Origin of the sequence: Pelagibacterium sp. H642 (genome assembly GCF_031202855.1) — a bacterium.
GTDB lineage: Bacteria > Pseudomonadota > Alphaproteobacteria > Rhizobiales > Devosiaceae > Pelagibacterium.
Map to the genome: position 1 here is coordinate 2,010,563 of NZ_CP101829.1, position 20,822 is coordinate 2,031,384.

The window sequence follows — 20,822 nt, forward strand, 5'->3', positions numbered from 1 at the left end:
CGGGCCTTTCGCTTTGATAAGGCTTAGTAACGATTATTCGATGACGCCGACTTCGTTGAACTCGCCGCCTTGGACAGCCAGCTCGACGATCACGCCTTCGATGTCACCGGCTTCGTCAAAGTCGAGATTACCGCCAGCGCCCATGTAGTCGATGTCGGTGCCTGCAGCGATCAATTCCTTGGCCTTCTCCCATTCGCCGGGCAGGATCACCTCTCCGGGAGCGGAAGCCACTTCCCGCAGGGCGGCCGAGAGGCCTTCGCGATCGGCCGAACCGTTCTTTTCAATGGCAAGGGCGAGAAGGAAGGCGGCGTCATAGGCCTGAGGAGCATAGACGGCATCGGCGGCAACGCCGGCCTCGGTGGCGAGATCAGCGAAAACGGTGGCCGATTCGCCTTCGAACGCGCCGGCACGGGTGATGATCATGCCTTCGAGAGCCGAAGCATCGACGCCGGTGAACAGGTCATCGCCGACCATGCCGTCGCCACCCACGAAGGTGATGAAATTGCCCGATTCCAGCGCCTGGCGCAGCAGGGTCTGGCCCGAGGACGAGGCATAGGCGAGAACGACAAGGGTTTCGCTGCCCGAGGAGGCGAGATTGCCCAGCTCGGCACGATAGTCGGCCTTGAGGTCTTCATGGGCGAGATTGGCCGAGATGGTGCCGCCGCCCGCTTCATAGGCGGCGGTGAAGGCTTCGGCGAGGCCCACGCCATAGTCGTTGTTGACATAGGTTAGGGCGACATCCTGGATGTCTTTCGACAGCAGGAGCTGGGCGAGCTTTTCGCCCTGGAAGGCGTCGGACGGGGTGGTGCGGAAGACGAGGTCGTTGTCTTCGAGCGTGGTGAGCGAAGGCGCGGTCGAAGCAGGAGAAACCATCACCACGCCGCCCGGAATACCGGCTGACTGCGCGCCGCCAATGGTTTCACCAGTACAAAGGCCGCCCACGATGGCCGTGACATTGTCGGTGTTGACCAGGCGGTCGGCAGCGTTGGCACCGCCGGTCGCATCGCACGCACTGTCGGCGGTGATCATGTCGAACGTGCCGCCATCGAGGATACCGCCCTGGGCGTTGACCTGATCGACGGCGAGCTGAGCGCCGGCGACGATCCCCGGAGCCATGGATTCGATCGGGCCGGTCAGACCGCCCAGAAAGCCGATCGAAACATCCTGCGACAGAGCAGGGCTGGCTGCGGCGAGAACGCTCGCAGCGACCGCAAGGGTCAAAGACTTTTTGATGTGACGCATGATATCCCTCAAATGTTTGGTCGTGCCGCGTCCGTCCCGTGCCGCAGCGCCGCGGTCTCTTGGTGTCGGACAGCCCACTGAGACGGGCCCACTCGCTGAACCCGTCGACATGGTAACATTGCACAAGAACATTTGCCGAGTCATCAGGTTTCGGAACGAATTTTCGTGTCCGGCCAGTTGCTTAACGGAATTGGTTTTGCGACTTTTTGTTTGAACCGCCAAATGGAGGCCGCAGGCTCATGCGTATCGATGCCGCCCGTGTCGTTGTCGCCTTGATGGCGCTGAGCGCCACCCCGGCTGCGGCGCAATTTCAGGTGCTTGATCCTGTCGCGCCAGGCCAAGAGGCGCCATCGGGGCCGCCGGAGGGAGAACCGGCGCCCTGCGGCACCGAGGAAATCACGATTGCGGAAATGGGTTGGCCGTCCGCCGCCATCCTTGCCAATATCCACGCAACGATCCTCAGGACGGAGTTCGGCTGCACGGTGCGGCTGGTGCCGGGGGAGCCCGAGGCGACGCTGTCGTCAATGGCGACGACGCAACAACCCGCCGTGGCGCCTGAATTGTGGGTTTCCCGTCAGGCCGAGGTTTGGAACGGCGCCATGCAGGCGGCTAGCGCCCGGGCGGCGGCGCCCAGCTTTGCCGACGGACCGCTGGAGGCCTGGTTCGTCCCTGCCTATGTGCTGGAGAGCAATCCGGGGCTCGAAGGCACCGACGATATCCTCGATCATTGGCAGGTGTTCGTTCCCGAGGGCGAGGAGCGGGCTGACCTTTTGTCCTGTCCTGCCGATTGGGCCTGCGCCATCATCAACAGGAACATGGCGGCCGGGCTGGGGCTTGATGAGCGGTTCGATGTCGTCGAGCCTGAGGACCGTTTCGCCATGGATGCAGCGCTCACACAGGCGGTATCCCGCAGAGAGCCGATCCTGACCTATTACTGGCAGCCCAACGCGCTGATCGATCGGCTGGATCTCGTGCCGCTGGACATGGGCGGGTTCGATCCGGGCCACGCCCAATGCATGGCGATCCGCGATTGCGTGCCGTTCGGTAATTCCGGCTTTGCGCCCGATACCGTGGTGATCGCGGTAGCCGAGTGGGTTTTCACCGATGTACCCGACGTCGCCGATTATCTGGCGCGCGCTTCAATGCCGATTTCGGAAATGAATGGACTTTTGGCCTGGCAGGCCGAGGAGGAAGCGAGCGCCGAAGCCGTCGCCCAGCATTTCCTTATCACAGGCGGCGATATCTGGCGCCAATGGGTAGGCGAGGATGCGCAGGCGGAAGGCGTGCCTCAGGACGCGGTCGAATAAGTGTTCGGCAACCATAAGCTGCGACATCCTGCCCGCTGTCGCATGGCTGTAATAAAACGGGGCGACAACGTCGGCGCGGGCGCCGTGCGTTCTGACGGTATAATGTTGATCTCATTAATTATTTTGGCAAAATTCACGGCACGTTAAAGCGTGGCACAATAGGTTCGGTCGACCCAGAACGGATCGACGTCCATGCGCACCGAACTTTCGCTTACAAACATCCTCACCGTTTACCGTGGTTCGGCTGTTGCCGCCGGCATCGTCGCTACCGCGGTCATCGGTGCGGCGGGGGTGGGACTGATCGGCATCGCGCTGGGCCAAGACAATGCCTTTCTCGCCCTTTCGACCGCCGCCCTGGCCGGGGTAGCGCTGCTGGCCATCGTGGTCATGGGATATTTTTCGCTCCGCCGCGCTTTGGTCTTGGCTGAAGATCGGCGCCGAGACCTTTTGGCTTCGCTCAACCGGGACGCCCTGACCGGGGTCTTCACACGCAAATACTTTCTCGATCGATTGCGCGAATTCGTGCGCCAATCCGACCGCATGCCTGTCGCCTATGTGCAGGTGGATATGGACCACCTCAAAACCATCAATGACGGCAATGGCCATGCCGCTGGTGACCAGGCGCTCGTACGTCTGGTCCGCACGCTAGAGGAACTGGTGCCCGGCGCCGTGATCGGGCGGCTGGGGGGCGACGAGTTCGCGCTCGCTCTGCCCGGCATCAACTCCAAAGCCGCTTTGAAGCGCCTTGGAGACCGCTTGCTCGAGGAGCTCGACCGCCCCCGCCCGCTCGCCGGACGCGACATGCGGCTTTCGGCAACCCTGGGGATTGCCGTTGCCCCCGAAGATGCGGGTGACGCCGATACGCTGATCTCCAAGGCCGATCTGGCGCTCTACAAGGGCAAGAACAACGGCCGGGGTACCGTCGTCGCTTTCGAGCGCGAGCTTTTGACCGAGGAGCGCTACCAGCGTTTCATTGAGCGCGAACTGCGCGCGGCAATTTTGATGGAAGAGCTCGAACTCTACTATCAGCCCGTTCAGACCGCCGACGGGGCGCTCAAATCGGTGGAGGCTCTGGTGCGCTGGCGCCATTCGGTGCGTGGCATGATTTCGCCGGCCGCGTTCGTGCCGATCGCCGAGCAATCGGACCTCATTGCAAAGCTCGGCCAATGGGTGCTGCGCAGAGCTTGCGCCGATTTTCCGCGCCTGGGCGTGCCCGCCGTCGCCATCAACGTTTCGGCCGCCGAATTGCGCAATCCCGATTATGCCGCTCACTTTGCCGACGAACTCGCCGCCGCCGGGCTGTCGGGTGAAAGCTTCATTGTTGAAATCACTGAAACAGTGCCGCTGCAGAAGAATTCGGCCGAGCGCAAGAACCTTGAATTCCTGCGCGCCTTGGGGGTGAGGATTGCCGTGGACGATTTCGGCGCCGGCCATGCCAGCCTCGGCTATTTGCGCGATCTCTCCTTCGATATCCTCAAGATCGACAGGGCCTATGTGGCCGAGATCACCTCGCGCCCCGTAGATTCGATGATCGTGCAGTCGATCTGCCGCATTGCGGCAAGCCTTGGGGTGATGGTCGTCGCCGAAGGCATAGAAACCCCCGAGCAGCACGCGGTTCTGGTTGAACTCGGCTGCACCGCGTTCCAGGGCTACCTATTGGGCCGCCCCGAACCGCTCGACGCGATCGAAGCGCGCAACGGCCAGGTGACTGTGGCAGCCTAGCCTCGGCGCCTTGTTGCGCGATCCCTGACTTGATGGCTATAAGACAGGCATGTGAGGCGCGTCCCAAGGGCTCGAGCGGCCACCGTTTTCCGAAGAAACGCTGGATGTGCCCGCCATTCCTTGCTGCTGGAGACAGGTTTTGGATATCAAGAAGATCAATGACCGCATGAGCGTTTCGGGACAGATCCAGCCCGAGGACGTCCAGACCATCAAACAAGCGGGCTTTGTTTCGATCATCAACAACCGCCCCGATGGCGAAGCGCCGGATCAGCCTTCAAGCGCTGAAATCGGAGAGGCGGCACGCGCGGCAAGCCTTGGCTATTATGAAATCCCCATGGGCCGCGAAGGCGTTACCCCCGAAATGGTAGCCGCAACCAGCGCCGCGCTCGAAGAAAGCGATGGGCCGGTCTTTGCCTTCTGCCGCTCGGGCACCCGCTCGACCACCCTTTGGGCGTTGAGCCAGGCCGGCAAGGAGAGGGCGGATGCGATTATCGATTCCGCCGCCAAGGCGGGCTACGACATGAGCCACCTCGCCGCGCATCTGGACAAACCCCTGTCCTGATCTCCGCGCGCAGCGTCTCGCCCGCAAGCGGGAGACTTCAGGGCGGAGATTTTGTCCCGGGCCGGCATCCCGGGTTGCGACGACGCATGCCGAGGGCGCAATGCGCCCTCCGTTTCCAAGGCACACCAAGGGGACTCAATCCATGCCCATTTCCAAGATTCTGGTCGCCAACCGCTCCGAGATCGCGATCCGCGTGTTTCGGGCCGCCAACGAGTTGGGGCTCAAAACGGTGGCGGTGTTTGCCGAAGAGGACAAGCTGGCACTGCATCGGTTCAAGGCGGACGAAGCCTATCTGATCGGACAGGGCAAGGGACCGGTCGAAGCCTATCTCCAGATCGACGAATATATCCGCGTGGCCCGGATTTCGGGAGCTGATGCCATCCATCCAGGCTATGGGTTGCTTTCGGAGAGCCCTGAATTTGCCGATGCGTGCGCCGATGCGGGGATCACCTTCATCGGGCCCAAGGCGCAGACCATGCGTGACCTGGGCAACAAGGTCGCGGCGCGCAACATGGCGATCAAGGCAGGCGTGCCGGTGGTTCCGGCCACCGAACCTTTGCCCGACGATCTCGACGAGGTCGAGAAGATGGCCGAGGCGATCGGCTATCCGCTGATGCTCAAGGCAAGCTGGGGCGGTGGCGGGCGCGGCATGCGGCGCATCACCGATCCCAAGCAGCTTCGCAACGAGGTTTCAGAGGGTAAGCGCGAGGCCAAGGCTGCGTTCGGCAAGGACGAGATGTACCTCGAAAAGCTGGTCGAAAAGGCGCGCCACGTCGAAGTGCAGTTGCTCGGCGACGATCACGGCAATCTCGTCCATCTTTTTGAGCGCGACTGCTCGGTTCAGCGCCGCAATCAGAAGGTGGTCGAGCGCGCCCCTGCGCCATACCTAAACGATGCGACCCGCAAGGCCTTGACCGATGCCGCACTACGGCTGGGCAAGGCTGCGAATTATCGCTGCGCGGGAACCGTCGAATTCCTGATGGATGCCGAGACCGATGAATTCTATTTCATCGAGGTCAATCCGCGCATTCAGGTCGAGCATACGGTCACCGAGGAGGTGACCGGCATCGATATCGTCAAGGCGCAGATCCATGTAATGGACGGGGCAGTCATCGGCACTCCGGAATCGGGTGTGCCGAAACAGGAGGACATCGCGCTTCACGGGCACGCGCTGCAATGCCGGGTCACGACCGAAGACCCGGAAGAAAATTTCATCCCCGATTATGGCCGCATCACCGCCTATCGCGGGGCGACGGGGTTCGGTGTGCGGCTCGATGGGGGCACCGCCTATTCCGGAGCGGTGATCACCCGTTATTACGATCCGCTGCTCGAAAAGGTGACCTGCTGGGCGCCGACGCCCGAGGAAGCCATTGCGCGCATGGACCGTGCGTTGCGCGAGTTCCGCATCCGGGGGGTGTCGACCAATCTGGCCTTCCTCGAAAACATCATTTCGCACCCCAAATTCCGCGATAACACTTACACCACCCGGTTCATCGACACGACGCCGGAGTTGTTCGATATCGAGCGGCGCAAGGACAGGGCGACAAAGCTTCTGACCTATATCGCCGACGTCACCGTCAATGGGCATCCCGAGGTGCGCGACCGGCCGAAGCCGCCGACCAACGCAGCCGAGCCGGTGGTGCCGGACTATCCGGCGCTTGCGACTATCGAGGGGAGCCGACAGGTCCTGGAGCGTGATGGCGCAAAGGGTCTGGCCGAGTGGATGAAGGCGCAGAGCCGGGTGCTCTTTACCGACACCACAATGCGCGACGGCCACCAGAGCCTGCTCGCCACCCGCATGCGCACCTTCGACATGGACAGGATCGCGCGGGCCTATTCGCGCGGTCTGCCGAACCTCTTTTCGCTCGAATGCTGGGGCGGGGCGACCTTTGACGTCTCAATGCGGTTTCTGAACGAAGACCCGTGGGAGCGGCTGGCCAGAATTCGTGAGGGCGCGCCCAATATTTTAACACAGATGCTGCTGCGCGGCGCCAATGGGGTGGGCTACACCAACTATCCTGACAATGTGGTGCGGTTCTTCGTGAAAAAGGCCGCCGAAGGCGGAATCGATATTTTCCGTGTCTTTGACTGCCTCAACTGGGTCGAGAACATGCGCGTTTCCATGGACGCGGTGATCGAAAGCGGCAAGGTGTGCGAGGGCGTGGTCTGCTACACTGGCGACATGCTCGACCCCGATCGGGCCAAGTACGACCTCAAATATTATGTCGGTCTGGCCAAGGAACTCGAAGCTGCCGGCGCCCAGGTGCTGGGCATCAAGGACATGGCCGGGCTGATGAAACCGGCGGCGGCCAAAAAGCTCATCGGAACGCTCAAGGAAGAAATCGGCCTGCCGATCCACTTCCACACCCACGACACCTCGGGTGCTGCCGCTGCAACGGTGCTGGCCGCTTGCGAAGCGGGCGTCGATGCGGTGGACGCGGCAATGGATTCGTTTTCGGGCACGACCAGCCAGCCGACGCTCGGTTCGCTGGTGGCGGCGCTGAAGGGCGGGGAGCGCGATCCCGAACTCGATGCAAAGACGATCCGCGAAATCTCCTTCTACTGGGAAGCGGTGCGCACCCAATACCGGGCCTTCGAGTCCGATCTCAAGGGCGGGGCTTCGGAGGTCTACCTGCACGAAATGCCCGGCGGGCAATTCACCAATCTCAAGGAACAGGCCCGCTCGATGGGGCTGGAGACGCGCTGGCACGAGGTCGCCCAGACCTATGCCGACGTCAACCAGATGTTTGGCGATATCGTCAAGGTCACGCCAAGCTCCAAGGTGGTGGGTGACATGGCGCTGGCCATGGTCTCTTCGGGCTTCACCCGCGCCGATGTGGAAAATCCCGACAAGGAAATCGCCTTCCCCGATTCCGTTGTCGGGTTCTTTGCCGGCGATCTCGGCCAGCCGCCAGGTGGATTCCCCGAGGCGCTGCAGAAGAAGGTTCTGAAGGGCCGCACGCCGATGTCCGAGCGTCCCGGCTCCTATCTCGCGTCGGCCGATCTCGAAGCCGAACGCAAGAAGGCCGAGGAAGCAACCGGGATAGAGATCGACGATTTCCGGCTCGCTTCGTACCTGATGTACCCGAAAGTCTTTATCGAATTCGCCAAGGCGCAGGAGCTTTATGGTCCGACCGAGGTGCTGCCCACGCCGGTCTATTTCTACGGCCTCGCGCCGGCCGACGAGATCATGGTCGATCTCGAGAAGGGCAAGATCATGGTGGTCCAGTTCCTCGGCCAGTCCGAGGCTAACGAAAAGGGCATGGTGCGGGTGTTCTTCGATCTCAACGGCCAGCCCCGTTCGGTCTCGGTACCTGACAGGCTCAAGGCCGGCGAGATCGTGGTGCGACCCAAGGCCACCCAGGGCGATCCCAAGCAGATCGGTGCGCCTATGCCCGGCGTCATCTCGACGCTGGCGGTGCAGGCAGGCCAGAAGATCGAAGCGGGCGACGTATTGCTTTCGATCGAAGCGATGAAAATGGAAACCGCCCTCCATGCGGAAGTGGCGGGCGTTGTCGCCGAAGTGTTGGTCAGGCCTGGCGACCAGATCGATGCCAAGGATCTGCTGATCCGGATTGAATGATCCAAAATAAAGGACGGTGCGGATCAAACCGAACCGTCCGAAAGGGAGGAGATCAATCGAGAAGCGGCCCGCGCCGAAAAGGTGCGCGGGCCGGAAGAAGCACGTGTCAGGTGATGATGCCCATCAACATCAGGATCAGCACGACGACGAGGATCACGCCCAGAATACCGGTGGGGCCATAACCCCAACTGCGCGAATAGCCCCATGTCGGCAGCGCACCGATAAGAAGCAAAATCAGAATAATAATGAGAATGGTGGAAAGGCCCATTTTACAAATCCCTCACAGTGACCATTATGCGGCTATAAATCGACTAAACCGCTTATGGTTCCCTCTACGGCCTTTCCAACGCTAAACCCGGCGTGCGGTTCCATCGATGATGGGGCCGTCGCGGTGCATGGGGGCCTTCTGGCCGGGGAGCCGCGAGACGATCCAGGAGACGATGAGCGGCACGATAACCACGTCGTCCACCCAGCCGGCGAGCGGGATGATGTCGGGCAGGATATCGGCGGGCCAAACCAGGTAGAACGCGGCCAGGACGGTCGCGGCCTTGAGATAGAACGGGGTGCCCGGAGCCCAGAAGGCTTTCCAGAGCAGGACCACTTCCTTGCGAAAGCGCAGGAAGCGAGGCAGCAGGAGGGAAGCAAAGCTCTTGATCATGGAAAAATAGATAGGAAGGGGCGAACGCGGTTCAAGAGCACATCGTCACACCTGCGAAACGTTGCGGAAATTGGCTCGAAGGCTTATGTGTGGCCGCAAGAAATGAGGTCGGCAATGGCAGGTCCAGCGCAGCGTAAGAGAACGGTCGGAGTCGATGTGGGAGGCGTTACGGTGGGCGGCGGCGCACCCATCGTCGTCCAGTCGATGACCAATACCGATACCGCCGATATCGAGGCGACCGTCGCGCAAGTGGCGGCGCTGGCGCGGGCGGGCTCGGAGATCGTCCGCATCACCGTCGATCGCGATGAGGCCGCCGCTGCGGTGCCCTATATCCGCGACCGGCTGATGCTGCGCGGCATCAACGTGCCGCTGGTTGGCGATTTCCACTATATCGGGCACAAACTCTTGTCCGATCATCCCGCTTGCGCCGAAGCACTGGCCAAATACCGCATCAATCCCGGCAATGTGGGATTCAAGGACAAGCGCGACAAGCAGTTCTCCCAGATGATCGAGATCGCCAACCGGTATCAAAAACCGGTGCGCATCGGGGTCAATTGGGGCTCTCTCGACCAGGAACTGCTCACCGCGCTGATGGACGAGAACGCCGCGCGTGAAAATCCCTGGAGCGCAGCCCATGTGCAGCGCGAGGCGATCATACGCTCCGCTATCCTTTCGGCCGAACGCGCCGAGGAATTGGGCATGGGGCGCGACCGGATCATCCTCTCCACCAAGGTTTCCGACGTCCAGCAACTGATCGCCGTCTATCAGGAGCTCGCCGAGCGCTGCGATTATGCGCTCCATCTGGGGCTCACCGAAGCGGGCATGGGGTCAAAGGGCATCGTCGCGTCTTCGGCGGCGCTGGGTATTCTGCTGCAACAAGGAATCGGCGACACAATCCGCATTTCGCTGACTCCCGAGCCGGGCGGCGACCGCACGCTCGAGGTCAAGGTCGCCCAGGAACTGCTCCAGACCATGGGCTTTCGGCAATTCGTGCCGGTGGTGGCAGCTTGTCCGGGGTGCGGACGGACTACCTCGACAACCTTCCAGACGCTGGCCAAGGAAATCCAGGATCATCTCTCCTCGTCCATGCCCGAATGGCGCGAGAAATATCCCGGCGTCGAGGCGATGAGCGTTGCGGTGATGGGGTGCATCGTCAATGGGCCGGGCGAATCCAAGCACGCCGATATCGGCATTTCCCTGCCCGGTACAGGCGAAACGCCGTCGGCACCGGTGTTCATCGAGGGCCAGAAGGTCACAACGCTCAAGGGCGTTGATGTCGCCGATCAGTTCAAGCAGATGGTCGCCGACTATATCGAAAACCGGTTCGGCGCCGGCCGCGCTAAGCCTGCGGCGGAGTAGGTGGTCATCCTTAAGGTGTGCCCGGCGGTGCTGCGCTGGGCGAACGGGGCGCGGGAGATACTGGTCTTCACCCATCCCCTCGCCGGGGTCCAAGTGGTCAAGGGAACAATCGAAGCCGGCGAGGATGTCGAAGCGGCTGGCCGGCGGGAGCTCTCCGAGGAAGCGGGAGTGGAAGGCCTGCCCCTGCTGGGGACGCTTGCGGCGAGTTCTCGGATCGCACCCGGCCAGCTATGGCATTTTCTACTGCTGTCCGGTGAGGGACTACCCGAACGCTGGGCGCATCATTGTGCCGACGATGGTGGGCACGATTTCGCATTCTTCTGGCATCGTCTTGACTACAGCCCCGACGATAGATGGCATGAAATCTTCAAGCACGCCCTTGCCCATATCAAGGCCGGAGCGGCCGATCAGCCGCCATTCGCCGGTCGCACATAAACCGGCGTGTCGCCGCCCATATAGTGCGCGTTGTGGCTGAACCGGTAGCCGAGCTTTTCGCCCACCCGGATCGAGCCGGCGTTGTCGGGGTGGAATATGCAGAAGGTGCCGCTGTCGCCGAAATTGGCGTCGCCCCATTCCAAGGCCGCGCGGGCCGCTTCGGTCGCATAGCCCTTGCCTTGGTGATGGGGCATCAGCACCCAGCCGATTTCCGGCTCGCCTGAGACCGGAGGGGCCATGTCGCGTTTGAGCTTGCCAAAGCCCACATCTCCGACGAAATCTCCGGTATCGCGTTCGCTGACGCACCAATAGCCAAAGCCATATGCCGCCCAATGGCCGATATAGCGCAGAAGCCGCATCTGGGATTCCATTTCGGTCGAGGGATGGCCGGTGATGAACTTGGCGACTTCTGGGGAGCGCCAGAGCCGATGGACGTTGTCGAAATCGTCCGGCCTGTGGCCACGCATGACCAACCGCTCGGTTTCGAGCACCGGAACGGGCGGAAGGGTCGTGGCCAGCATGCTCAGTAACTCCTCTTGGCGAAATGGCGGATCAAAGCGCGCAGCGGATCGGCCCTTTCATCGAAATCCTTGAGGGCACCGAGCCCCTGATCGACGGCGTGGTTGAGTATTTCGCGGGCCCCACCGAGACCCCGCAACCCCACGATCGTCGATTTGTTCTGTGCCACATCCTTGCCGGCAGTCTTGCCAAGCGCATCGGAGGTGGCGGTGACGTCGAGAATGTCGTCGGCGAGTTGGAAAGCAAGACCGGCAGAAATCCCATAAAGCACCAGCGCTGCCCGCTCCTCATGGCCGGCCTTGCCCAGAATTGCGCCGATTTCCGCACTGGCCCTGATCAGCGCGCCGGTCTTTTTCGCATGCATTTGAAAAATGCCGTCCTCATCGAGCGGGGTGGTTTCCCCTTCGATATCGAGCACCTGACCGCCCACCATGCCCGCCGAACCGGCAGCCAGCGTCAGCGTGGCGACGAGATCGGCGCGGATTGCCGGGTCCTGATGCGTGTGCGGATCGACCATCAGCGCGAATGCCTCGGTCAGGAGCGCATCGCCAGCCAGGATCGCCAGGGCCGGATCGAATGCCTTCCAGACGGTGGGCTTGCCGCGGCGCAATTCGTCATTATCCATCTCGGGCAGATCGTCATGGATCAGCGAATAGCAATGGACCATTTCAAGCGCCGCGCCGGCGGAGAGACTGTCCTGGACCGGAACGCCGAACAGGGCGGCCGAAAGCCGCACGAGCAGAGGCCGCAGGCGCTTGCCGCCACCAAGTGCACCGTGGCGCATGGCGGCCAGCAGGCGCGGCGGCGCGGCAATCGTGTCGAGCCTCTTGCTGAGGAAGGCTTCGATATCGGCAGCGCAAGCGGAGAGTTCAGTCTCGAATTCATGTTCGCTCATAGCAGGGTTTGCTAAAGCCTCTCGCGTCATTCTACAAGCGCGGGCAGCGCGAAGGACGAAAGGGGCCGGCTTGGCGGGACGCAAAAAACGCGGGTGGACATTCTGGCTGGCCTTGCCGCTGATGCTGATCGCGGCGGTGATCGGTCTCGTCTTGGTCCTGGTGCCTCTTTATTGGGTGGTGCCGCCGGTCTCGACTCTGATGCTCTCCCGCTACGTCACGGGTCAGCCGGTCGTCCGTGAATGGCGCGATATCGACCAGATCTCCGACCGGCTCAAAACCGCCGTGGTGCTGTCCGAGGACGGGCAGTTCTGCTCGCACCATGGCGTGGATGTCGCAGCGCTCAGAGCAGAGATCGACAATTTCCTGGCCGGGGAGGAGGCGCGGGGCGCCTCGACCATCACCATGCAGGTGGCGCGCAACCTGTTTCTCTGGAACGATCGGTCGGTGATCCGCAAGGTGCTCGAAGTGCCGCTGGCTGTCTATATCGATCTGGTTCTGCCCAAGCGCCGGATCATGGAGATCTATCTCAACATCGCCGAATGGGGACCCAGTGGCCAATTCGGCGTGGCGGCGGGGGCCGAGGCGGCATATGGCACGAGCGCTGAAAATTTCACCTGGCAGCGGGCAGCGCTCCTCACCGTCGCCCTCCCCAATCCCCATGTGCGCCGCCCAGGCAATCCCACGGCTGGGCTGATGAGCGTGGCGCAAATCGTCGAAGCGCGCGCCCGGCGGTTTTCCGCCAATGCCTCGTGCCTGTTCAACGGGCCAGCGGAACTCTAGCGTGTCGCGATTTTCGCGATAGCAAGACTAGCCAAGCGCTTGCCGATCCTGTATAGAGCGCCCCAATCCGAACACGGTATGACGGTTTTAAGCGTAACCGGCGCGGCAGGACCTCTTTGTCCCTCGTGGGTTGCGCGGCAAGAATGGAGTAGATGGAAATGGCAGTTCCCAAGAGGAAGACGACGCCGATGAAGCGCGGTTTCCGCCGCTCGGCCGACGCGCTCAAGGCCGCAGCTTATGTCGAGGACAAGGACAGCGGTGAGCTTCGCCGTCCGCACCATGTGGACCTCAAGTCGGGCATGTATCGCGGCCGTCAGATTCTCGAGCCCAAGAGCAACTAACGCTTTTGCGCTTCGCGCTTAGACCAAAGCGCCATTGACGGGGCTACCCGTCGGGATTACGGCCAGTCCTTGAAAAAGGGCTGGCCTTTTTGTTGGCCATCGCATGGAGGATTTTTGATGAGCACGCGGACCGAAACCGACTCGATGGGGCCAATCGAGGTTCCCAACGAGAAATATTACGGTGCCCAGACCGCGCGTTCCTTGATGAATTTCGATATCGGCGGCGAAAGGATGCCGCTCGAAATCGTCCATGCTTTCGGCATCCTCAAAAAGGCTGCAGCCATTACCAACACCCGTCTGGGGTTGATGGACGAGGCGACCCGCGACCTGATCGTTGCCGCCGCCGATGAAGTGATCGCCGGCAAGCTCGACGATCATTTCCCCCTGGTCGTCTGGCAGACCGGCTCGGGCACCCAATCCAACATGAACGTCAACGAGGTGATCTCCAACCGCGCCATCGAGATGGCTGGCGGCGAGATGGGCAGCAAGAAGCCTGTCCATCCCAACGACCACGTCAATATGAGCCAGTCGTCCAACGACACCTATCCCACCGCCATGCACATTGCGGCGGTAACGGTGGTCGAGGACAAACTGTTCCCCAAGGTCAAGCTGTTGCGCGACACGCTGGCGAAAAAGTCCGAAGAGTTCATGGAGGTGGTCAAGATCGGCCGCACCCATCTCCAGGACGCAACGCCCTTGACGCTGGGCCAGGAAATCTCGGGCTGGGTGGCGCAGATCGATCTTGCGCTCAAGGCGGTCGAAGCCACGCTCCCCCAACTCCGCGAGCTGGCGCTGGGCGGCACGGCCGTGGGGACCGGCCTCAACACCCATCCCGATTATGCCGCGACGGTGGCCGAGGAAATCTCCAAGCTGTCCGGCCACCGGTTCGTGACGGCGCCAAACAAATTTGCCGTCCTGGCGGGGCACGATGCCTTTGTGGGAGCCTCGGGCGCGCTCAAGCAGCTCGCCGCCGCGCTGATGAAGGTCGCCAATGATGTGCGCTGGCTGGCCTCGGGCCCACGGTCGGGACTTGGCGAGATCACCATTCCTGAAAATGAGCCCGGCTCATCGATCATGCCGGGCAAGGTCAATCCGACCCAGTCGGAAGCCATGACCATGGTCGTCGCCCAGGTCATGGGCAATGACGCGACCATCGGCTTTGCGGCGAGCCAGGGCAATTTCGAGCTCAACGTCTTCAAGCCTGTCATCGCGTACAATTTCATCCAGTCGGTGCGGCTCCTCGCCGATGCCGCGAAATCGTTCAACGACAATTGCGCTGTCGGCATCGAACCCGACCGTAAGAAGATCACCGAGCATTTGAACAATTCTCTGATGCTGGTGACCGCGCTCAACCGCAAGATCGGCTATGACAACGCCGCCAAGATCGCCAAGACGGCGCATAGGAACGGCACGACGTTGCGCGAGGAAGCCATCAATCTGGGGCTTCTGACCGGCGAAGAGTTCGATGCCGAAGTAAGGCCGGAAAAAATGGTGGGGCCGCTGCCGGTCAAAAAGTAAAGCACGAGGGGGCCGGCGCGACCGGCCCCTTTTCTCTGGCCAATCGACACCCAATAGGGCAGTCTCCCGCCATGCCGAACCCTATTCGTCCGAGACCGCCATGTTCGTCCCGCCGCTTCTGGCTCTGCCGCTGATCGTCTATAACGTCATGGCCTTGTTCGGCTTTTCCAATGGCGAAGCCTGGGCCGCGCCGATCGCGATCATTACCATGGTATCGGGCGGGGTATGGGATTTGAGCGTCGGCGACATCTTCATCGTCGTCTCGCTCGTGCTGCTGTTCGGTGAGATTCTCAAGGCCACGCGGTTCGGCAACGCCTCGGTCGTCGACCACATGCTCTCGACGCTGGTCTTTGTCATCTGCCTGGTTGAATTCCTGCTGGTCGGTTTTGCCGCCACCTCCGTATTCTTCATTCTCATGGTGATGGCGCTCATCGATGTGATCGCGGGCTTTACCGTTTCCATCCGGGCGGCGGCGCGCGACGTGCAGTTCGGTGGTGTCGAATAGCCTAGGCCGATACCGATTTGCGATAGCCCATGGGCAAGCGCCGCTTGTCGCTCGCTTCAGCCAGACGGTAGCGCTCGGCGGCATGCGGCTGGTGGGTGATGACACTTGATCCTAAAAGCTGAGTGATGAACGCCGCCTGGACCGCCGGCCGTGGAGCACGCGGGAGCGGCAGGCTCATCGGCAGGCGATGTGCCGAAACAGTTCGGTTTTTTGCGCCGTTGCTATCCACTATCTTACCCGCTCCAGGACGGGACACTTCGTCCCAATCTGGCACGCTTTTGCCGCGAGCCTACCCAAGATGTCGCAATCGCCATGCCAGTTGGCAACGATTTGTTAACGATTGCCACAGCGTCAGCGTTGCATGGTTAACGGGGAGAGGATGACGGCGTTAACGGAGCGGTAACAGACGCGCCGCAATTTCGCGGCTTTGTTGCGGTTTGGAGGGAAAACGTTTCCGGACCAGACCCAAGAGGCCGATCCCATGATTTCCGATTTCGCTCCCGCCCGCCTGTCCCGTTTTGCCTTTGCCGCTCTGTGCGTCGGCGCACTCGCCGCATGCAGCGGAGCGCCCAACACGGGCGGCGCCCTTGCACCGGGGCTGGTGGCGCAAATCGCGTCTCCAGGAGCGCAGATGGATCGGCAGGCGGCTCTCGGGATCATCAATCAATATCGTGCAACGCGCGGGGTGGCGCCGCTCGCCGCCGATGCGGCGCTCGACGCTCAGGCCCAGGCCATCGCCGCCCAATATGCCAGCAGCGGCAATCCTCCGGCCATGCCGGCCGGTGCGGCCGCCATGCGGCTTTCAGCCGGATACACCAATTTCGCGGAAACCTTCTCAGGTTGGCGCAACAGCCCGGCCGATGCCAATGTTCTGGCCCAGAGCGATGCGCGGCGTGCCGGCTTTGCGGCGGTCTACGACCCCAACTCGGCTTATGGCACCCATTGGGTCATGCTGCTGGGACGCTAGCCTTTGACCGATTCCGGGGCTGGCCGGCTGCCTGAATGTGCTTGCGCAGATCAGGCGCCAGCTGGTCAATGGAGCGGATCAGACGCCGCTCGAGATCGGCCGATGGGATCGTCTCGATGAACTGAATGGCGAATCCGGGATCGAGCTGACGCACGACGCGCCCGACCACAGTTCCCAATGCCAGCGGCATGCCGATTTTGACCTCGATATCAGCCGAGACGGCAGCCCCCGAGCTCGAAATATCAATCACAAAGCACGACACGAGGCTGGCATCGGGTAGCACCAGCGTCGACTGCGGGTTGGTCGGAACGATCCGGGTATGGCGGCGGGTATCCGATACCGCGAAATTCTGGAACTTCTCGAACCAGACGATTTTTTCGAGCATTTTGCGGCGCGCTTGTTCGTCCAGGTCGAGCGACATCACAAAGCCAAAGCCCAATCGGCGCTGGATTTGGCCGCGCAATCGGCCCAATTCGTTGAACTGGGCCACTACCCAGTCACCGATCTCCCCCGAGACGGGTGCGTTCATCAGTATGGTGGCCGGGGAGAGCCGCTGAATGCGGCAGGCGAACAGGGAAACCTTGCGGTCCGGTGCGTGCTGCCATTTTTCGAGATGGTAGCGGCCTCGCATATTGACGAGCACCCGCGTGCGGTCGTCTAAGGAAGCCGTGCCTGGGGAAACGTCGTCCCGCTTATCCATTCGGTGCCCCCGCCCTGGAAGCCCCATACGTATCATTACTTGGTAAACGAGCCGTTTTCCTGGAGGATGCTGATGAATTTCGACTATGAGGCTCGCCGCGCTCTCCTTCTGGACGCCAGGGGGCTCAAATGTCCGTTACCGGTCCTTAAGCTCGAAAAAGCGCTCGCCAACGCACCGGCCGGAGCCCAGGTGACCGTTCTGGCTACCGATCCGGTGGCGAAAATCGATATCCCGCTCTTTTGCCGGCAGCAGGGGCATGCCGTGGCGGTAGAGTCGGAGCCCGACGGGGCCACCCGCTTCCTGATAACCAAAAGCCTTGGAGATCGGGATTAGTTGCCCGCAATCCCGGCATTGGGTGTCAGCGACATGATCGATGAATCGCCAAAGCCGATATTGTCATTGGCAGCACCGGCGGCCACAGCCGGTGCGCCGCCGAAGCCCATATCGGGGCGCGGGCGGGGCAGGGGAACGTCGGCAAGCCGCCCAAGGGTAGAGATCGTGTGGGTGGGCGGAACGATGGTGTCGGTCAGGTAGGAGATCTGCCCGTCCAGTCCGGCCGAAAAGATTTCCATGCGCTGCTCGGCATAGGTTTCGGCGCCTGCGCCGCAGATGTTGGCGCGCATGTCGACCGGGGCGATGCCGGCTTGATTGGGGATGTCGACCACGTTCACACCGGTGCCGCGATAGCCGCCGGCAAAGCCTGAAAACAGCATCTGAGCGGTCATTTCGCCGCGCTCGCGGGTCGAGTTGGCGCCCAGCGTCACGGCCATGAGCTGCCGGCCTCCGCGCGTTACGGTGGCGACGATATTGAGCCCGGACGAACAGACATAGCCCGTCTTCATGCCGTCGGTGCCGGCAAAGCCGGTCAGAAGTTCGTTATTGGAGTGCGAGCGGGACTCCCCGAAGGCCACGGTGCGCGTCGAGAACATCGAATCATACTGGGGAAAGCGCGCCTTGATCGTGAGGGCGATCATGGCGATGTCACGGGCGGTGGTCACCTGGGCGGGATCGTGCAGGCCGTGGGGATTGACGAAGTGAGTTCCGGTCAATCCCATCATGGCGGCGCGCGCGTTCATCATCTGGACAAAGGCCGGCTCGCTTCCTGCGATGGTTTCCCCGATCGCCACGGCGATGTCGTTGGCGGATTTGACAATTAGAAGATAGAGCGCATCTTCGAGCGTGATGGCCGTGCCTTCCGGGAAACCCATCTTGGAGGGCGGGACCGACAGCGCATTGGCCGAGGAAATGACCGGGGTCGAAAGCGAGGCCTGACCGGTTTCAATGGCCTCGAAGGCGATGAGCGCGGTCATGAGTTTGGTGAGCGAGGCGGGATGCCAGGGCACGCCCGCATCGTTCTGATAGAGCACCTCGTTGGTGCGCATGTCGATCAGAAGCTGGGGCAGGGCAAAAGCAGGGGCAATGGATCCCACCAGCGTCGCAAGAGCGATCACGCAAAGGGACAGCAATCGCCTAACAGGGGTTTCCACCATGGCTTCGCAATCGACTGTTAATGGGACGGAACCTGCATAACAGGGCAAATTTGGCAGAACAATGCCCGTAGCCCGGCTATGCCCATCTTGCTCGGTCCGGCATGGGGTTTCCATCGGAAGGATGCGCGCCTATATCTTTGCCAGCCCGCAAGCGAGGAGGCTTCCGGCTATGACCGACGAATCCGAGGAAACTGAAGTCTGCGCCGCGATGGGGGATATCCTCAACCGGATCGGTGACAAATGGAGCGTCATGGTGGTCGATCGGCTCAAGGACGGTACCATGCGCTTTTCCGAATTGCGCCGGGCGATCGATGGCGTTTCCCAGCGCATGCTGACGCTTACGCTCCGCAACCTCGAACGCGACGGGTTGGTGACGCGAACTGTCTATCCCGAAATACCGCCGCGCGTCGAATATGAGCTTACCGAACTGGGCTTTACCTTGACGGGCCCCATCAGCGCGCTCTGGGATTGGGCTGCCGCCCACCAGCATGCCGTCGCCAAGGCACGCACGGCCTACGACCGGGCGCAGGCTCACGACATCTCCGAGCGCAGAAGCGCCTGACGCGGGTTCTACTGCGCGACGGCCACGTGTAGGTGGTCCTGATGCAGCTTGTCGGTAAACGAGCGCCCACCATACCCATCCAGGGCCCAGGGTGATCCGATCTGGCGGATTTCCGGCTGGTCGTAGAGCCATTTGACGATATCGTGGGTGAACGAGCCGGAGGCCCGGTCGTCGATCACCAGCGTATTTCCTAGCCTGTAGATATCGACGGCACGGCCACGGGTATGATCGGACTGCCGGTCGGTGCCGAACACTTCATAAGGATGTCCCTGGGAGAGCGTGGTGACCCCATAGGGCGTGCGTTCGGCCAGTCGGGCCATTACCGTCAGCAGATTGGTCGAGATATTACCCGATAGGATGTCCCACCGGGCCGAATCCGGCATCTCGATGCGCGGGTCATTGAGAACCGTCAGCGCGATCTGGGGAACTGGGCCGGTCGGCATAATCTGTGTTCCGCCTTCGGAAGCGAGCCGCGCGAAATGCCAGGAGCCCTCGACAAGCGCCAACCGGACGTCGAGCGTGCGGATAAAGACGCGCACGCCGTCTGGTGTCCCAACCATTTGCTCGGTGACCACCATCACCGAAGCAGCCTCTTCGCCCAATCCGCCCAGTTGGGGATAGAGAATCCGCCCCTGCGACCAGGCGCCGGGGAAATGAAACGCCTCCGCCAATTGGACGGCAGCACCGGCGCTTGCAAAGCTCACCCGCTCCGCAATATCGGCGGCCGATTCATTGGCGCTGTAATTGGTCAGCGCCAATGCGACTTCGCTTGCAAGCCGCTTGGCGTTGGGATGGGTCTCGTTGGGGGAAACCGGCTCGGCCCCGTTCTGATGGGGTCCGAGCGGGATGATCGCCGGTGCTTCAGTGCCGGTGGGCGGAGACAGGATGGATTGGGCGGAGCCTGTTGGGATAGGCGTGCACAACAGTAAGATTGCCCCGATCGCTACCCAATTCCTCATAAGCGCCTGCCTCGTCCAGTATCATCCTGTATTCGCGCAACACCGCGCCGTCCTGCCCCGTGCGCCGGGCAATCAGCCTGCAGCCGAGTTTTTCGAAAAACGGCGTTCCCAATCCACCCTCTTCGGTGACAAGGAAAGCACGATGCACGCCGGTGGCGCTGGCGCGGGCCTTGAATTCCTCGACCAGTCCGCGTCCCACACCACGCCGCCGTGCGGCAGCGGCGGTGACGATATGGCTGAGAACCGAAAGCGTGTTCGGTCCGCCGTTTCGGGGTGCCGGCGTGGGCAACAGCCCGATATGCCGGGCAATGCCGCGGCTATAGCGTCCGAGGCGGGTGCGGGCGAAATCCAGCGCCACGTGTGGACGCGACAGCAGGGCGCCTCCGCCTGCCACCGCAAGCTGCGGTCCGAAATGGCGGGTGACCCAGCGATAGTGTTCGGCATTGGAGGTGGTGCCGAATAGCGCGCCAATCACCTCGTCATCGGAGCGGGCGACAAGCGCGATCCCATAGGGGGAACGCGCGAAGCTCTCCTGATAAAGACCAAGAAAGTGCCTCCCCAATCGCGGGAACAGGCCAAGATGCAGGTTCTGCCGGTGCAGCATCGCCGTTGCCGGTATGTCGGCGGGGTGGAGAGGCTCGATGGAAAGCATGGCTGCGGTCCCTTGGAGAGGCGTTAACCTTGATTGCGGAAAGGTTAATGCACTGGCCGTCTCTG

General features: G+C 61.9%; 23 protein-coding genes. 13 read left to right on the plus strand and 10 right to left on the minus strand.

Annotation, left to right across the window (positions count from 1 at the left end; translation table 11 throughout):
* Window positions 1-33: 33 nt before the first annotated feature.
* Window positions 34-1,242 carry an ABC transporter substrate-binding protein gene (locus NO934_RS09860; protein WP_309159789.1) on the minus strand — a complete coding sequence of 403 codons (1,209 nt, stop codon included), beginning with the start codon at window positions 1,240-1,242 and terminating at the stop codon, window positions 34-36.
* A gap of 239 nt (window positions 1,243-1,481) precedes the next feature.
* On the opposite strand from NO934_RS09860, the gene NO934_RS09865 reads away from it, so the two are divergent.
* The 4 genes from NO934_RS09865 to pyc all read left to right on the plus strand — a co-directional run bounded on the left by NO934_RS09865 (window position 1,482) and on the right by pyc (window position 8,416).
* Window positions 1,482-2,549 carry a glycine betaine ABC transporter substrate-binding protein gene (locus NO934_RS09865; RefSeq protein ID WP_309159790.1) on the plus strand — a complete coding sequence of 356 codons (1,068 nt, stop codon included), beginning with the start codon at window positions 1,482-1,484 and terminating at the stop codon, window positions 2,547-2,549.
* A 192-nt stretch (window positions 2,550-2,741) separates the two neighbouring features.
* Window positions 2,742-4,271 carry a bifunctional diguanylate cyclase/phosphodiesterase gene (locus NO934_RS09870; protein ID WP_309159791.1) on the plus strand — a complete coding sequence of 510 codons (1,530 nt, stop codon included), beginning with the start codon at window positions 2,742-2,744 and terminating at the stop codon, window positions 4,269-4,271.
* 139 nt (window positions 4,272-4,410) lie between these two features.
* A complete protein-coding gene (locus NO934_RS09875) occupies window positions 4,411-4,833 on the plus strand; it encodes a TIGR01244 family sulfur transferase (protein ID WP_309159792.1) in 423 nt (140 codons plus the stop codon).
* Between the two features lie 142 nt (window positions 4,834-4,975).
* The gene (gene pyc, locus NO934_RS09880; RefSeq protein ID WP_309159793.1) at window positions 4,976-8,416 is read left to right on the plus strand and encodes a pyruvate carboxylase; all 3,441 of its coding nucleotides are present in this window, start codon (window positions 4,976-4,978) and stop codon (window positions 8,414-8,416) included.
* Window positions 8,417-8,522: 106 nt separating this feature from the next.
* Here the strand turns inward: pyc and NO934_RS09885 are convergent, their stop codons facing one another.
* On the minus strand, window positions 8,523-8,684 hold the full coding sequence (locus NO934_RS09885) for a DUF3309 family protein (RefSeq protein ID WP_309159794.1): 162 nt from the start codon (window positions 8,682-8,684) through the stop codon (window positions 8,523-8,525).
* 81 nt (window positions 8,685-8,765) lie between these two features.
* Complete coding sequence (locus NO934_RS09890) at window positions 8,766-9,074, minus strand: DUF1232 domain-containing protein (RefSeq protein WP_309159795.1); 309 nt, start codon at window positions 9,072-9,074, stop codon at window positions 8,766-8,768.
* A gap of 114 nt (window positions 9,075-9,188) precedes the next feature.
* Here NO934_RS09890 and ispG point away from each other — a divergent pair, with 114 nt between their 5' ends.
* Both ispG and NO934_RS09900 read left to right on the plus strand, forming a co-directional pair.
* Window positions 9,189-10,433: a flavodoxin-dependent (E)-4-hydroxy-3-methylbut-2-enyl-diphosphate synthase gene (gene ispG, locus NO934_RS09895; RefSeq protein ID WP_309159796.1), complete on the plus strand. Its 1,245-nt coding sequence runs from the start codon at window positions 9,189-9,191 to the stop codon at window positions 10,431-10,433.
* Window positions 10,434-10,868 carry an NUDIX domain-containing protein gene (locus NO934_RS09900; RefSeq protein WP_309159797.1) on the plus strand — a complete coding sequence of 145 codons (435 nt, stop codon included), beginning with the start codon at window positions 10,434-10,436 and terminating at the stop codon, window positions 10,866-10,868. It begins immediately after the preceding gene.
* On the opposite strand, the gene NO934_RS09905 is transcribed toward NO934_RS09900, so the two are convergent.
* Both NO934_RS09905 and NO934_RS09910 read right to left on the minus strand, forming a co-directional pair.
* A complete protein-coding gene (locus tag NO934_RS09905) occupies window positions 10,841-11,389 on the minus strand; it encodes a GNAT family N-acetyltransferase (protein ID WP_309159798.1) in 549 nt (182 codons plus the stop codon). The genes NO934_RS09900 and NO934_RS09905 overlap by 28 nt on opposite strands.
* Window positions 11,390-11,391: 2 nt before the next feature.
* Window positions 11,392-12,282, minus strand: a complete 891-nt coding sequence (locus NO934_RS09910) for a farnesyl diphosphate synthase (RefSeq protein WP_309159799.1) — start codon at window positions 12,280-12,282, stop codon at window positions 11,392-11,394.
* Window positions 12,283-12,403: 121 nt separating this feature from the next.
* Here NO934_RS09910 and NO934_RS09915 point away from each other — a divergent pair, with 121 nt between their 5' ends.
* From NO934_RS09915 to NO934_RS09930, 4 genes are all read left to right on the plus strand, one after another.
* Window positions 12,404-13,063 (plus strand): biosynthetic peptidoglycan transglycosylase, encoded by a 660-nt coding sequence (locus NO934_RS09915; RefSeq protein ID WP_375143298.1) that lies wholly within the window; start codon window positions 12,404-12,406, stop codon window positions 13,061-13,063.
* Between the two features lie 158 nt (window positions 13,064-13,221).
* Window positions 13,222-13,404 (plus strand): 50S ribosomal protein L32, encoded by a 183-nt coding sequence (gene rpmF / locus NO934_RS09920; RefSeq protein ID WP_309159801.1) that lies wholly within the window; start codon window positions 13,222-13,224, stop codon window positions 13,402-13,404.
* A 117-nt stretch (window positions 13,405-13,521) separates the two neighbouring features.
* Window positions 13,522-14,922 (plus strand): class II fumarate hydratase, encoded by a 1,401-nt coding sequence (gene fumC / locus NO934_RS09925; protein ID WP_309159802.1) that lies wholly within the window; start codon window positions 13,522-13,524, stop codon window positions 14,920-14,922.
* 100 nt (window positions 14,923-15,022) lie between these two features.
* A complete protein-coding gene (locus NO934_RS09930) occupies window positions 15,023-15,427 on the plus strand; it encodes a hypothetical protein (RefSeq protein WP_375143246.1) in 405 nt (134 codons plus the stop codon).
* Between the two features lies 1 nt (window position 15,428).
* On the opposite strand, the gene NO934_RS09935 is transcribed toward NO934_RS09930, so the two are convergent.
* Entirely contained in the window at window positions 15,429-15,605 is a 177-nt protein-coding gene (locus NO934_RS09935) for a hypothetical protein (RefSeq protein ID WP_309159803.1), read from the minus strand.
* 303 nt (window positions 15,606-15,908) lie between these two features.
* Here NO934_RS09935 and NO934_RS09940 point away from each other — a divergent pair, with 303 nt between their 5' ends.
* Complete coding sequence (locus tag NO934_RS09940; RefSeq protein WP_309159804.1) at window positions 15,909-16,394, plus strand: CAP domain-containing protein; 486 nt, start codon at window positions 15,909-15,911, stop codon at window positions 16,392-16,394.
* Here the strand turns inward: NO934_RS09940 and NO934_RS09945 are convergent.
* Window positions 16,375-17,094: a PilZ domain-containing protein gene (locus NO934_RS09945; protein WP_309159805.1), complete on the minus strand. Its 720-nt coding sequence runs from the start codon at window positions 17,092-17,094 to the stop codon at window positions 16,375-16,377. The genes NO934_RS09940 and NO934_RS09945 overlap by 20 nt on opposite strands.
* Before the next feature lie 72 nt (window positions 17,095-17,166).
* Here NO934_RS09945 and NO934_RS09950 point away from each other — a divergent pair, with 72 nt between their 5' ends.
* Window positions 17,167-17,427: a sulfurtransferase TusA family protein gene (locus tag NO934_RS09950; protein ID WP_309159806.1), complete on the plus strand. Its 261-nt coding sequence runs from the start codon at window positions 17,167-17,169 to the stop codon at window positions 17,425-17,427.
* On the opposite strand, the gene NO934_RS09955 is transcribed toward NO934_RS09950, so the two are convergent.
* Complete coding sequence (locus NO934_RS09955) at window positions 17,424-18,581, minus strand: D-alanyl-D-alanine carboxypeptidase family protein (protein WP_309159807.1); 1,158 nt, start codon at window positions 18,579-18,581, stop codon at window positions 17,424-17,426. The two genes, NO934_RS09950 and NO934_RS09955, sit on opposite strands and share 4 nt — an antisense overlap.
* Window positions 18,582-18,753: 172 nt before the next feature.
* Here NO934_RS09955 and NO934_RS09960 point away from each other — a divergent pair, with 172 nt between their 5' ends.
* Window positions 18,754-19,146 carry a helix-turn-helix domain-containing protein gene (locus NO934_RS09960; protein ID WP_309159808.1) on the plus strand — a complete coding sequence of 131 codons (393 nt, stop codon included), beginning with the start codon at window positions 18,754-18,756 and terminating at the stop codon, window positions 19,144-19,146.
* Between the two features lie 8 nt (window positions 19,147-19,154).
* Here NO934_RS09960 and NO934_RS09965 read toward each other — a convergent pair whose 3' ends face one another.
* Both NO934_RS09965 and NO934_RS09970 read right to left on the minus strand, forming a co-directional pair.
* Entirely contained in the window at window positions 19,155-20,069 is a 915-nt protein-coding gene (locus tag NO934_RS09965; protein ID WP_309159809.1) for a hypothetical protein, read from the minus strand.
* Window positions 20,008-20,757, minus strand: a complete 750-nt coding sequence (locus NO934_RS09970) for a GNAT family N-acetyltransferase (protein ID WP_309159810.1) — start codon at window positions 20,755-20,757, stop codon at window positions 20,008-20,010. Before NO934_RS09970 ends, NO934_RS09965 begins: the two co-directional genes overlap by 62 nt.
* Window positions 20,758-20,822: the final 65 nt, after the last annotated feature.